This window comes from Flavobacterium cerinum, assembly GCF_024496085.1.
Taxonomy (GTDB): Bacteria; Bacteroidota; Bacteroidia; order Flavobacteriales; family Flavobacteriaceae; genus Flavobacterium; species Flavobacterium cerinum_A.
This window is the reverse complement of the sequence record NZ_CP101751.1, coordinates 3,563,764-3,576,955: the sequence shown is the minus strand read 5'-3', so window position 1 is coordinate 3,576,955 and position 13,192 is coordinate 3,563,764. Positions and strand designations below refer to the sequence as shown.

The following is a 13,192-nucleotide window of genomic DNA, read 5'->3' as shown; positions in this document are numbered from 1 at the left end:
TATCAGATTTTTATACGTTCAATTAATTCCCACATCTCATTTTCATTGCCCGTTTTTCGGATGCATTTTAAATTTTTTAAACTTTCTGTTATTTGATCAAATTCATTTTTGGTTATTGTATTTCTATTCAATCCAACCATATAATTGTTATAGTAGCCATAAGCTTGATCATCTAATATCTTGCAATCATCAATCTTAGCATTTTTCCACATTATACGTAAAGCAATAGCTTGTTTTTCATCAAAATCGACTTTTACATGTGCCCATAATTTGTTCCATAATACAATTGCGCCAAGAAATGCTAGATCAGGAAATTCAACTAATCCTGTTGTCGTAAGTACTATATCGGGTAATTCTTTAAATAGATTCCTATAATTCAAAAATAAATTCTGGACTTTTACTGTTTTTCCCTTATAATTATCATCAAAAGTGATGTATTGTGTTCGATTATTTGGTAGATCTTCAATTTCATAATCGATCTCATAAGATACTTCGATTTGAAAAAAATTTGCCGCAATGGTATCAGATACATCTTTAGTTATTAAAGCATTTTCACTTGATAGAATTTGTGAAAGTTGTTCTTTAAATTTTTCGAGAGATTGTTCTTTCATTATGTTTGGTTAAAAATGATTATCAATCTTTTACGAAACCGATCACTTGTTTGTTTCGTTTAAAGTTATATAAGTCGTATTTCGGAAATTACGTTGTTAATTCTCTTTAGTAAAAGGCTTATATTACCTAACAAAATATCAATTCTGTTTTAATCTGAAAAGAAGCAATTTATAAATAACAAAGCAATACGTGTTTTTACCTAATTTAGAGGCTAATAAAGTTTAAAATATTTTGTTACAAGCTTTTTGCATAAAATGTGATCTCGTTATGAAAACCATTCATGACAGACTTATTTTAAACAATTTTATTTAGTTTTGGCATTCCTAAACCCGTTGTAACCATTTATATAATCCTATGCTTGGCATTCCAAATTATAAACCGAATTTTCATACTTCTGCTGCTGATTTTAAGAATGCGTTTAATGCAACACTATTTGAACTTATTGGAAAAAGAATTGAAAAATTCTGGGTGATGTGGAATACAAAACAGAATGAATGGTTTAACGATGGTCCGATAGTTCTTGAAATTGATGGAAAGAGATACGAATTTACAGCTTTTCAATTAGACGAATTTAGTTTAACAATAGACACGTTTAATCTGAAAGATAAATTAGATTGGTATGGAATGGGAGATGATTTGCCTTTAATTTGGAAAGAAAACGGTAATTCCGACTTAGCCAAAAACCTGAATAAAAATATAGTAGGAATTAATATTCTGACTTTTAACTTTATAAGTGAAGACTTAGCAAGTGGCGAAGAGCATGAAACCGGAGCTATGCTCAACGGAATTGAGTTTGTCCTCGAAAAAGAATCGCCTTCTGACATTGAAAATTTCTTTTCCATTTTTAATGCGCTGGATCAAAACGGACTAGATAAGGTTGAAATACGGCAAGAAAACCAAATACAGCGAATAAAAATTACGAATGGGAATAACGATTTGAGACAATAGTTCAGCATGAATAGTGTGGGTTTATTTTGTCTATTCGGGAGTAATTCCATGTCTACAAAAACTACAAGAAAAAACCTGATAGTAGTAGTATCAGGTTTTTTATAAAGTTGCAAATAAAGAGGGAGTTAATCTTTTTGTACCGATATACTTCCTTTTTCTAAATATTTCCGCAATACGATCATTGCAAATGCTAATACCCCAAATAATAGGGTAAGCCAGGGCGTGTATTCTACTCCATTTGTAGCAATAATCCATCCTCCGACAGTCGTGCCTAAGGTAATACCCAGATTTCCGAATGAAGTGGCAAGACTATTGGCAAATTCCAAAGACTTAGGTGCTGATGAAATCATATAAGTGGAAGCATTCAGAAAACTAGGAGAATAGAGAAAACCCCAAAGTGCAATAACGAAAATTATAGCGATGGTGTTCGTACCTGAAAAATGCAACAATAACGGAATCAGAATAGTACCGGATAAAAACAAGGCTGTGGTATTGGCTATATTTTTATTGAGCATCTTCCCTGAAATACGATTTGCGATGACGCCAATTATACCGAACAGAAACAACATATAACTAACCATCATACTATCCAGACCTTTAGCTTTGTTCAGGTATTCAGCAAAATAACTGTAGGTAGAAAACCACCCGGCAATCATAAAAAAGTTCATTGCCGTACTGACAATAAATGTTGGCTGTTTTAAAATTTTCAACTGACTTCCGTATGATTTTTTCGCAGCTACCGGCATATCAGGAAGGACGAAATAAATGGCTAAAAGCGCTATAATAGTTACCAGAGATTGGATTATAAATGAATATTCCCATGAAAACCGACTGGCTAACCAGGTCGCAAACGGAACGGTCGACACCATCGCAATTGCTACACCACTGAAAACAATACTCATTAGTTCGTTTTCGTTCTTCTTGTTACCATTGGCTACCGCTACTGATAAAGCAGTGGAAATATAAACAGGCTGCAAAAACGCCGGTAATATACGGACCAGCATCAGTAACCAAAAAGGAGGGGAAAAGGAGGAAATAACACCCGTTAGCAGAAAAATAAAAATAGCGGCTAGCATGATCTTTTTACGGTCAATACCGGAAACCAGTAAAGTCATAAACGGACCGGTTAATGCGATTACTAACGCAAAGGCACTGAGTAATAGGCCGGCTTTATCAATAGAAATGTTGTAATGAGTTGCAATTTGCGGTAAAATACCGATTACACCGAATTCGGTTGTGATAACGGCTATAAATCCTAAACAACCTATATATGCGTATTTTTTCATTTTGTATTAGTGTAGGTTTTAAAAAAATCAGCCATATCCTGTAATAGTACTTCTGTATCATCAATATAACCGCCCATTTGGAAGAACCCGTGCGTAGTCCCTTTATACAAGCTTAGTGTTACCTGTACTCCGTTTGCTTTTAACTTTTCGGCATATTGAACCGCTTCATCCCGTAAAGGATCGTATTCTGCAACGGCTATAAATGTGGGAGGTAATCCCTCAAAATCATTGGCTAATAAAGGAATTGCATCGGGATTATTTTGATCTGCTCTATTGGGTAAGTACCAATCCCAGGCCTGAATACCGCCTTTTAAATCTAATAGCGGACCATTTTGAAATTCATTCCAGGATGCTGTTTTCAGCGAATTATCGGTAACCGGATAAATAAGGAGCTGAGCGATACTATTCTGACGGAATTTTCTTGTGACCGTTGCTGCTAAAGCGCCGCCCGCACTATCACCGGCAATCGAAATCTTGTCGGCATTGATACGAAGTGATACAGCATTATCGATAATCCACTGCACTGCAAATTCACAATCATTTAATCCGTACGGGAACGGATATTCCGGAGCCAATCGGTACTCTACAGCAATGATAATCGCCTGTAAACGATTGGTTAGTTGGCGTAATGGCGTATCGTGCGTTTCTAAACTTCCGGCGTTAAACCAACCTCCGTGAAAATAAATAATAACGGGTAGTTTTTCAGTAGCATTCGGACGATAAATCCGTAACCGGATTGGATGGTTGTCTTTTAATACAGTTTGTTCTTCAATTTGAAAAACGGTTTCCTTTTCTCCTGCGAGCGGAATAAATTTTTCATAAAACGCTCTTCCGGTTTCCCAGGGAGTACGATTTGCAGGCACTTCTATATCCTGAATATAGGCCAATACGTTATTTACTTGTTCTGACAATGTCATATTAATTTATGTTAAGATATACGGCAAATGTATCGGGTAATTACTACTTTCGTGTGCTACACATCTAAATGTATGGTACTAACAAATTTGTAAGTAATGGGAAAAAGAAAAGAGAATTCAACTAATATGTTGAACGAGACTTATATAGTAGAAAACTGTAATCTGACGTATGCGGTATGCAAAATAGGCGGTAGGTGGAAACTATTAATTCTTTGTCAACTTGAAAAAGGAAAATTGCGATTCGGTGAATTACGGAATCAGATTAATGGAATTACAGAGCGTATGCTTACGCTACAGCTTCGGGAGTTGGAAAAGGAAGGATTGGTAAAGCGAACCGTTTATGCTGAAGTTCCTCCAAGAGTAGACTATGAGTTGACAGCCATCGCCGTGGAATTAGTGCCTATCTGGGACCAATTAAGTCAATGGGGGGCAAAACATAAAAAAATAGCGCTCGAAAAGGAATCGGTTAATGGGATTTGATCTCACTCTTAATACTAAATAACGGGTATTCTTTCAATGTCAGTTTTAAAAAAAGGGATTGCCATATTTTATCTCAAACAAAAGACAGGACTAGTGTACTAATTATTTGTATCATAGTAATGCAATGTATATATTTGATTTTACGTGTCATTCAATAAATAATAAGTCTGAATAATAACGCAATAATGAATTTGAAAATAATATTCCCGTTTTTATGCTTTGTGATTAATTTCAGTTTTGGACAGCATCAATCATTGTTCGATAAAACGTTAAAAAAAGATAGTATTTCTTCAGAATTTACGCAGCTATACAACCTGACCAATACGATTCATCCGGGACAGTTTATGTTTTGTTCGAAAAAAGAATTTGACAAAACCTATCTTGATTTGAAAAATTCGATAAAAGGGGATCTTTCCGTTGTGGAGTATTACAAACTTACAGCCACACTAATGGCAAAAATCAAAGACGGGCATACAACTGTTGACAGAGGGCAAATTACGACATTGTTAAAAGAAAAACCCGTTTTTCCATTCAGCATTTATCAGATAAAAAACAAGTATTATTTTGATAATTCAATAAAGGAAAACAACATTTATTCCGGTTTACAGATTCTTAAAATAAATGTAGAAAATATTGATGCGATAGTAAAAGAGGTTAAACAAATTATTCATCTTGAAGGTAGCAATGAAACAGGATTAAATACGAAATTTAAGAATTTTCCTTTTTATTATTTTATTCACAACCCAGGTGAAAAATTTGAAGTTGAATTTATTGACAAAAATAACCAAAAGCAAAAAGTTGCATTAAAAGGAATTACTTTGGACAGCTTCACAAAAAGCACCGCCGATAACATTCAACCTTTAACAACTGAAATCAGAAAAGATAAAATTGCGGTTCTCAAGTTTCATTCCTTTGTAAATGGTTATAATGAAGCCGATAGAAAGATTGCGCAAAATCAATTGGATATTTTTTTCGCAAAGCTTGACAGCCTGAAAACTAAAAATTTAATTATTGATTTACGCGATAACGGTGGTGGAGCTGCGGAAATTTCCAATTATTTGTTTTCTTATTTGATCGATAGGCCCTATGACTATTTTGATTATGTTGGCGCAAAGTATAATAGTGTGAAAAGCTGGAAGCATTATGCGCAATATCCCGAAAGCATTGAAGAAATAAATTTAGCAGAAACTAAGAAAAGAAACGGACTAAACTGTTTCACAACAACGAATAGTGCCACTGATTTTTGGTGGTTTAAAAAACAACAAAATAAACCGAATTTTTACAAAGGACATATTAGTGTTTTGATTAATGGAGGTTGTTTTTCAACCACCGGGCATTTATTAGCATTAATGCGGGAATATAAGATCGGAAAATTTTATGGAGAATATTCTCAGGGAAGTAATTATAGTAATGCAGGTGGTCAGGCATTTGTACTGCCTTATTCTAAAACATTGGTATGGATTCCTATACTTCAGTACAAAATGAAAACGCCGAATTTTAAAAATGATCCGAAAGGAATAAAGCCGGACGTCGAAGTACCGCTTTTGGCTGATGATTTAAAAACAGGGTTTGACAGACAAATGGATTTTGTAGTTAAAACACTTTCAAGAGTAGAATAGAAAGGAGCAAAGCCATGCGCTACGATAAACGTTATGTATCTTTCAAAACTCTTCAAGTGAAAAATTATTCCGATTACCGGATTCGAAATAGCGTTCTGTAGTAACAACTCTCCTAATTTTTTTAATATCTAATCGGATGGGTTATAGGCTCGCTTTCCAACCTTCCACTTTCATTGTTGAATTGCTTAATTTCACGCCCGTTAATCCTATGATTTTAAGTTTATTTTGATGTAGACCTCGCGTTGTTGGTGTCTCTGTCTAATTTGTGTAAATTGATTTCAGCCTGCTATTGTCTTCCTGATTTAATTGCTTTAAAGTCTTCCGATTTGGTAAAATACTCAAGTCCTAAAACTAATAGGATCGAACTTACAATATATACTTTTTGCATTATGATGGCCAAATCCAAATAGCCTAAACCAAAAACGGAAAAGAAACCGTAATAAGTTAATAAGCAAAGAATACAACAGAATTTAAGGAAATGAAGTTTAGACATTAGGATAAATACAGTAATAGTAAATAAACCTGCCAATGTTAAAATGATCGATAGAGTTCCCAGATCATGCAAGGGCGTAGCGATTAAGAAAATAAGTATTATGTTGGCAACTCCTATAAATTTTAAAGCACCCGACAATTGTCTTTGAGTGATTTTTTTTGACATATTGATAAAGAAAAGCCCGTAACCGACCGAGTGAAATGCCATTCCGATGATTGCCCAAATCCGATACGAGTTTTCAGAACCGTTTATCGCTTTTGGTGCAAATAAATTACTGATAAAATTTTTGGACCAGTTAAAGCCTATAGAATTTTTGTCAAGCAGTGAACCGCCGGAATAGCCTAATGTTGCTATTACGATTAAAATCACTGAAGTTACCAGGCATATCAAAACCGAATATTTCTTGATCATCTGTATAATCATACTGTTCAAAATTAGTTATATATAACGATATCAAAGTAGTCTGCCATTATACCCCGGAATGTTATTTATCTTTTAAATATTCTTCAAGTGAAAAATTATCCCGATTACTAGGTTCAAAATAGCGTTCTGTAGCAACAAACTCGCCTAATTTTTTAATATCTAAATCGGATGGGTTATATATACTCGCTTTCCAACCTTCCACTTTCATAGTTGAGCGGTTTTTATGTCGCATCATCGTTCCGATAACTTTCAATTCATCTTCAACTTTGCCTACAATAAAAGCTTCAAAAATAGTATAAGCATTAGGATCCGTTTCGGTGGCGGTACTTGAAGCATAAGCTACCCATATATCGCCGTAAATTTGATTTTTATAAGCGCTGAGTTTATATAAATGACGAGGTTGGTATGTTGTTGGATTATCTTCCTGATCTAATTCATTTCTCTGAAGAATTCCTAATGACTCATCAAGGTCTTCAATTGCCATCGCCTATAATTCTTTAACAGCATTATTAAACCGGCCTAAATCAGTCAGCTCTAAATTTGTCCAGCATTCCGCTTCTTTGGTAAAAAATTTTAAAATAAATTCTTTTGCTTTTTCCATTGTTTTCTATTTCGTATCTGATTTTCCTTTAACCGATTTCATTTCGTTTTATACGGATTCAAACCGAAGTAAAGGAAATCACGCATCTAATTAATGATTAATTATTTTACCCGGCATTGTAATCCGCCAAACTGTTTACTTCCTGTGGCGCTTGGTATTTTTCAACAGCTATAAATTTACCGGGATTCGCTACTTGATTTATTTTTAAATTGTGTGAATGACGCCATTCAGGCACATCACTTTCATAGCGTATTTTATAGATAATTTTAAAACCTTCATTTGTTGACGCTACATAAAATACAGTAGAATAATCAAGCGGTAAGTCATTGGTTTCTGTATAACTCGTATAACACGCAAAAAGGGCATCGCTGGTTAGCCATCTGGCTAAACCTTCGCCTACTTTAGGGTTTTTGTATTGCTTAATTTGAAATAAGGAGCGCGGAATTGCGCTCTTTACATTTTGAAAATAGACCTCTTTCATTGTATGATCCAACTCTTGTACATCTTCTCCCTCTAATCCTCTCCAATATTCGTCTGCATTCACAGTATGAAAGTAAGCTGTCACTTTTAGTCGCATTTTTTCATATTCTTCATCAGAAATAGAAAAATCATAATTCGCTTTATTACAGGTAAATTCATCCTGAATAAAAGCGGTAATAAAATTTTTAATCTCTTCCATATATTTTATTTAGTTCTAAATTATGAGTTGAATTTTTTTGTGTTGAATGCTGTGAAATCAATTTCTTCTTTGCAGTTGATTCATTTCATTTGATCATGAAACGAGGAACAGGTTGCTATTGCCAGACATTCCCGATTTTATTGTATAATTCCTTTTTTAATGTATGTAAAGTGTCGTTTTCCTTTTGGCAGAGGACACCGTCTTTGTAAAGTACTAAATCATCAAAAGATCCCATTCCGCCATATATAGCGATTATTTTTCTGTAGGTTGAATGATCTTCTGATAGTTCCAATTCGGATATAAAATTTTCAAAACATTTAGCCCAATTTAATTCCTCGACTTCAGTCAAGAGTTTTTGTATTGCAATGCAATAATCTTTTACAGTCATATTATTAAGTTTCGATGCCGCCGTGATTTGTTAAACGTATTTGTAACGAATTTATAGTCCCATATATCGGATTTCCTATATTTCAATTCGTTTTAATAAGCACATAAATTTTTGAAATTCACTTTGTCTGTACTTTGCTAAAAATATTAATATAATTATTTTTTTATTTTAAATATTTTTGAATTTCTTCTATCTTTTGAATTTCCAATTTATAAGAATTTCCATCTATTCTTTCATAAAAATTTTTACAGGCATTTAAAAACGCTTTAATAAATATATCCTTGTGTAGAAAAACGGGACTTTCATGACCAATTTTGATACTTATAAGTTCTTTTTCTTTTGTTAAAGTAACTTCAACAGGTTGGTCCGGGAAATAAAATCTATCAAATTCTTTATTCTTTATTGTTATCTCATAAATAGAATTAATAAAATAGGAACATAGTTGATCTATTAAATCCCAATGTTTAAATCCGATGAGTTCTTTTCCATAATAGGCTATGTGCATAGCACCTTCAATATAAAAACGGTCTTCAGCCAAATATTTGTTTAATTCGCTTTCGTTTAATTCATTAAAACGGAAAAAATAAAGTTCCCAATTATTCGAAATGTTTTTTAAGTCATTAATAATGATGCCTCTCTTTTTTAGAAAAAACTCGATATGAATTTCTGGATTTTGTATAAAACTGACTGATTCTTCCATCTTTATATCCTGTTTATATGTTCAGATTTTCTATAATTCCTCCCTGCCGAACGAAGTATTATAAATCAAACATTTTAAGGGCAACAATATTATATATTTTTTTGATTATAATAGCCTAAAGATAATTTTTAAAGAAAGCGATAAAAATGCCACACGATGTAATCCTCCGGTAGCAAAGGGGAGTTTTATTGAATGTGAGAAAGTTGAAACCGGATAAGCAAACCCGCGCTATCGGGTTTTGTAATCCGTGTTTGCAAAAAAATAGAATAAAAAAAGCCCTGATTTTAAAACCAGGGCTTTTGTAAAGTTGCGGGCTGAGAGGTATCAAAATCGAACACCTGATGCCGCTTTTGTTGTATTTTAATGCCGTTGGGTGATATATAATGATCGTATTGTTTAATATTATTATGGCTTACTTATTTTTAATGTTCGGCGGCTTTAAGAAGTAGGGGACTATTACTAAAAAAGTTAGAAAGAAAAATAGGAATAAGAGAAAAGCCTTTTACTCCCAAACTTTTCCAAATATGCACCAAGCCTTGCCATTTCACGAAACCGTTGTTAGGTGATGTCTTTCTTTTTTCGACCTCTTTTTATTAAATAAATAATTACGCAGGTAAATAATACATAAAAAAATATCTTACCTACAAGTTCACCCGATTTGAATGCTCGCGTACTATTTCCAAAGTGATTAAACTGATTGTTTATATTTAATCCTTTTTGAAATTTAATTGACGAAATTATTTCCTCTTTCTTGATTTTAAAATTTTGATCCTCGTTGATAGACTGAATAAATGACAAAGAATATGTATAATTATCTAAGAATAAAATATAACTATCACATAATTTCTTTTCATCATTTATTGACACTATCGCATTAAGATTTAAAAATTTCAACCCATCAATCTTAATGATATCTTTTTTTAACAATTTACCTTTAGTACTCTCTAAAAAACCTTTTTGTGCACCATTATAATATTCCAGTAAATCTTTCTCACATTCAATGGTAACTATAGTATCCTTTAAAATTGCTTTTGTTATTATAACTACATTTTTCCCCAAAAAACCTTGGATTATTTTCTGTTGCAAAGTATCAGATACTTCCAAGTTTTGGGGCATACTTAGAGAAATATTTTTATCTATTTGGTAATTTTCTAAACTCTGAGCAAAATTATTCGATATAAATAGAAGTGTGAATAATAGAAATGCTTGTTTCATATTTTAATTTTTTTCATGTCGCCTAACGTTTCACGGCTTGGCACCATATTAGTAAGTTAAGAATATATGTAATAAGAAATTTTGATGCTCCGAGTGTTTTTAAGAATGATAAGCGGGCTAATGCACAAAAACATTGTTACGGTAGTATTTCATTTCATAACTGGTAGCGGCGGCGGAGGTGGCGGAAATAGTTCTTTTGCGCTTTCAAATTCTAATTTCTGAGATATTTCATTTAGTTTCAGTTTCATTTTTGTTTTATAAATCCAATGAGAAAGTGAATCTAATTCCCTTGGAATGTGATAACTGTGGACTAAAACTTTCTTTTTAAAATTCCCTTTTCTAAAAATTATTTGAAATGCGCTTCCATCATTGTAATCTTCAAAATATTCTGAATTAATTTTTCTAAAATTAATTTTACTTAATAAATTGCTCAACTCTTGTTTTTGTTTTTCGGTTAGTAAAGCAAAATAATTCCTTTCAGATTTGGGGAACTTAATATCTTTATTGCCTCCGCTATTCCAATGTTCTCTTAAGAATATTGTGTCGTTTTGCTTAAACTTGATTGAGAAAAATGTAGAAAAAGTTCCGCAATAAGAATATTCAAAAGAGTCAAAATCTTTCTCTTTTTTAGTGCATGAAAAGAGAATAATTGAGATCAATACAATATATATACTGTATTTCATTTAAGATTTTTTTCAGGTTAGTTGAGGAAATATTACCGCTAATGTCCCGCCGGCTTTAAGAAGTTGGGGATTTTGTCCCTAAACCTTTTCAGTAGGAGTGAAGTCAAATATACGAAAAGATCCTTCCATTAAGCCTAAAGCCCCAATTTTTCAAAACCATTGTTAATGGCTGTCAATGTTTTTAATGTTTAATCTTTTTATAGTTTGGATCAAAAGCCTTTTCATCACCCCAAGTTTCATCTAAGTATTTTTTATCGGCAATAATAATTGCATCAAGCTTTAATTTATCAGCCATGTTCTTTTCTGTTATTTTGGCTTTTAATGAAGCTTTCGTAATAACTACTAAAACTTCATTATAAGGAGAGTCGAATTCGAAGCAGTTGAATTGAATTAAATTAAATTAAATTAAATTAAATCAGTTTCTGTTACAAAACCTCCTCTTTCTCTATAGGTAAAACCGTTTGTGTGATAAATATTTCGAATTTCTCTTAAAGAAGTTTTTCCAAAAATAAAGTTTGAAAATAAAGGTTTTGTGTTTTCTAAATTTTGAAGCCAATCATTTTCCATGTAAACGACTTTTCTATTTTCACAAGTTACTGAAAAATGATTTTTATTTTCGGTAAGATATTTTATCATCCCGTTTTCTTTTGCTACAATTTTCAAGCTGATTTTGTTTAGTGAGTTTTCTCTATCACCAATTTTTACATCCTGCATGGAAATGTTTGAAGATAAAATTGCTGTTAAAATAATTAAAGGGATTTCAAATATTACATTCATATTTTTCTTTAGGCGTCGTTTTTTTTGCTTGCCGTTAATATATTACCGGCTTTGTGTAAGTAGGGATTTTTGTTACTGATGCTTACAAATATACCGAAAAGTTTAAAGAGTGGATGCTGTAACAAAGTAAAGATTTTAGAGCGGGATCGTCCCATTAAACAGTCAAACCTCCAAATTCTAAAAACCGTTGTTAACGGATGTCATAAATTTGCTAATTTTGGTATTAAATTCGTTTTAATGTCAATTTATAGAAAAATATTTTATCTAATAATCTTTACCTTTTTTGTCTCAGCTTTTTTGATATTGATTAAACTGAAATTTTCAAATTACATTCCAATTATATTTGGTTTATTGTTTTATCCTTTTCTAATTTTCAGAATGATGAAAGTAACATTTGATTCATCTTCATATATAAAGAAGAATCATCCTGATTTTTATATAAAGAATAAAACGATTACTGAATCATTAGACGGAAAAGTGGTAAATCTATTTTCGGCAAGTAATGAAGAAATTTGTAAACTAAAGGATCCAAAGATTCTTGTTTTTAAAAATGATTTGAAGAAGGTAAGACAACTTTTATTATTAAGTTTTTTTGCTATTTCACTTTTAAGCTTGCTTACGGTTATGCGTACCTGGTTTTAATGGCAGTTTTGTAGCGATTTTCGCTAACGTTCCGCCACTTGGCGAAGTAGCCGGGAATTTAAGGAGAAATATGTTGTGAAACTAGATTGGAAAATCCAACGAATTTTCCAAAACAAAGAAAATTAGCTATTGTATCAAATGGCTGTTATATGCTGTTTTTATCTAGTATATGTATGAATATCTTTTTCATCATTATATTCGGCTAATCCATTGTTAACAATTCTCTCCCAAACTTTTGTCGCTGGACTAGTTCTAAATTCTGCAGCAAAAGATTTATAATTATTTTTATTACTACTTGAAATAATTGTCTTTTCAAATAAAGTTGATAATTCTTCAATAATTTTCTCTGGAATAGCTTTCGCAATATACTCTTCTTGATGATGATTATTCATCATTGCTATCTTCAAATTTTTATCGTCCACTTCTTCTGCATTTTTGGTAAAAAAATCATTGTATTTTTGACTTTCAGGAACAACCTTAAATACCCATTGTATCTTCAAAATTCTCTTCTTTAGAATAAGAATATTTAAAATTATTTATGATTGTTGCCTTTATCTATGCAAGTTATTGTAGTTATAATCGTTTGTTAGTGGTTTGTTGAAGTGGCATATAACAGTGTTTCTCACAAAACTTTCTCCTTATTTATTTCGTAAAAAAGCGATATAGCTGTATTTTGTATATCCACAAGAAAGAAATTTATACACAACAAAACAATACGTGTTTTTACCT

16 protein-coding genes are annotated in these 13,192 nt (G+C 32.2%); 4 read left to right on the top strand and 12 right to left on the bottom strand.

All coding sequences use genetic code 11. The features are described from left to right. Window positions 1-2: 2 nt before the first annotated feature. Entirely contained in the window at window positions 3-611 is a 609-nt protein-coding gene (locus NOX80_RS16115) for a hypothetical protein (RefSeq protein WP_256550826.1), read from the bottom strand. Window positions 612-966: 355 nt separating this feature from the next. Here NOX80_RS16115 and NOX80_RS16110 point away from each other — a divergent pair, with 355 nt between their 5' ends. After that, complete coding sequence (locus NOX80_RS16110) at window positions 967-1,560, top strand: hypothetical protein (RefSeq protein WP_256550825.1); 594 nt, start codon at window positions 967-969, stop codon at window positions 1,558-1,560. Window positions 1,561-1,685: 125 nt separating this feature from the next. Here NOX80_RS16110 and NOX80_RS16105 read toward each other — a convergent pair whose 3' ends face one another. Continuing rightward, the gene (locus tag NOX80_RS16105; protein ID WP_256550824.1) at window positions 1,686-2,846 is read right to left on the bottom strand and encodes an MFS transporter; all 1,161 of its coding nucleotides are present in this window, start codon (window positions 2,844-2,846) and stop codon (window positions 1,686-1,688) included. Beyond that, window positions 2,843-3,763: an alpha/beta hydrolase gene (locus NOX80_RS16100; protein WP_256550823.1), complete on the bottom strand. Its 921-nt coding sequence runs from the start codon at window positions 3,761-3,763 to the stop codon at window positions 2,843-2,845. The genes NOX80_RS16105 and NOX80_RS16100 overlap by 4 nt, the downstream gene beginning before the upstream one ends. A 96-nt stretch (window positions 3,764-3,859) precedes the next feature. Between NOX80_RS16100 and NOX80_RS16095 the strand changes: the two genes are divergently transcribed. Both NOX80_RS16095 and NOX80_RS16090 read left to right on the top strand, forming a co-directional pair. After that, the gene (locus tag NOX80_RS16095; protein ID WP_256550822.1) at window positions 3,860-4,243 is read left to right on the top strand and encodes a winged helix-turn-helix transcriptional regulator; all 384 of its coding nucleotides are present in this window, start codon (window positions 3,860-3,862) and stop codon (window positions 4,241-4,243) included. Between the two features lie 185 nt (window positions 4,244-4,428). Next, entirely contained in the window at window positions 4,429-5,862 is a 1,434-nt protein-coding gene (locus tag NOX80_RS16090) for a S41 family peptidase (RefSeq protein WP_256550821.1), read from the top strand. Window positions 5,863-6,148: 286 nt separating this feature from the next. Here the strand turns inward: NOX80_RS16090 and NOX80_RS16085 are convergent, their stop codons facing one another. The 8 genes from NOX80_RS16085 to NOX80_RS16050 all read right to left on the bottom strand — a co-directional run bounded on the left by NOX80_RS16085 (window position 6,149) and on the right by NOX80_RS16050 (window position 11,821). Then, window positions 6,149-6,778: a hypothetical protein gene (locus NOX80_RS16085; RefSeq protein WP_256550820.1), complete on the bottom strand. Its 630-nt coding sequence runs from the start codon at window positions 6,776-6,778 to the stop codon at window positions 6,149-6,151. Window positions 6,779-6,839: 61 nt separating this feature from the next. Next, window positions 6,840-7,262, bottom strand: coding sequence for a hypothetical protein (locus tag NOX80_RS16080; RefSeq protein WP_256550819.1), 423 nt, complete (start codon window positions 7,260-7,262; stop codon window positions 6,840-6,842). 223 nt (window positions 7,263-7,485) lie between these two features. Continuing rightward, window positions 7,486-8,058, bottom strand: a complete 573-nt coding sequence (locus tag NOX80_RS16075; protein ID WP_256550818.1) for a hypothetical protein — start codon at window positions 8,056-8,058, stop codon at window positions 7,486-7,488. A gap of 115 nt (window positions 8,059-8,173) precedes the next feature. Then, window positions 8,174-8,446 (bottom strand): DUF6966 domain-containing protein, encoded by a 273-nt coding sequence (locus NOX80_RS16070; protein ID WP_256550817.1) that lies wholly within the window; start codon window positions 8,444-8,446, stop codon window positions 8,174-8,176. A 163-nt stretch (window positions 8,447-8,609) separates the two neighbouring features. Then, the gene (locus tag NOX80_RS16065; protein ID WP_256550816.1) at window positions 8,610-9,146 is read right to left on the bottom strand and encodes a hypothetical protein; all 537 of its coding nucleotides are present in this window, start codon (window positions 9,144-9,146) and stop codon (window positions 8,610-8,612) included. Window positions 9,147-9,704: 558 nt separating this feature from the next. Next, on the bottom strand, window positions 9,705-10,361 hold the full coding sequence (locus NOX80_RS16060; RefSeq protein ID WP_256550815.1) for a hypothetical protein: 657 nt from the start codon (window positions 10,359-10,361) through the stop codon (window positions 9,705-9,707). Window positions 10,362-10,510: 149 nt separating this feature from the next. Continuing rightward, window positions 10,511-11,044, bottom strand: coding sequence for a hypothetical protein (locus tag NOX80_RS16055; RefSeq protein ID WP_256550814.1), 534 nt, complete (start codon window positions 11,042-11,044; stop codon window positions 10,511-10,513). A gap of 405 nt (window positions 11,045-11,449) precedes the next feature. Next, on the bottom strand, window positions 11,450-11,821 hold the full coding sequence (locus tag NOX80_RS16050) for a hypothetical protein (RefSeq protein WP_256550813.1): 372 nt from the start codon (window positions 11,819-11,821) through the stop codon (window positions 11,450-11,452). Window positions 11,822-12,199: 378 nt separating this feature from the next. Between NOX80_RS16050 and NOX80_RS16045 the strand changes: the two genes are divergently transcribed. Then, on the top strand, window positions 12,200-12,463 hold the full coding sequence (locus NOX80_RS16045; RefSeq protein ID WP_256550812.1) for a hypothetical protein: 264 nt from the start codon (window positions 12,200-12,202) through the stop codon (window positions 12,461-12,463). Window positions 12,464-12,621: 158 nt separating this feature from the next. On the opposite strand, the gene NOX80_RS16040 is transcribed toward NOX80_RS16045, so the two are convergent. Further along, window positions 12,622-12,963: a hypothetical protein gene (locus tag NOX80_RS16040; RefSeq protein WP_256550811.1), complete on the bottom strand. Its 342-nt coding sequence runs from the start codon at window positions 12,961-12,963 to the stop codon at window positions 12,622-12,624. Between the last annotated feature and the right edge of the window lie 229 nt (window positions 12,964-13,192).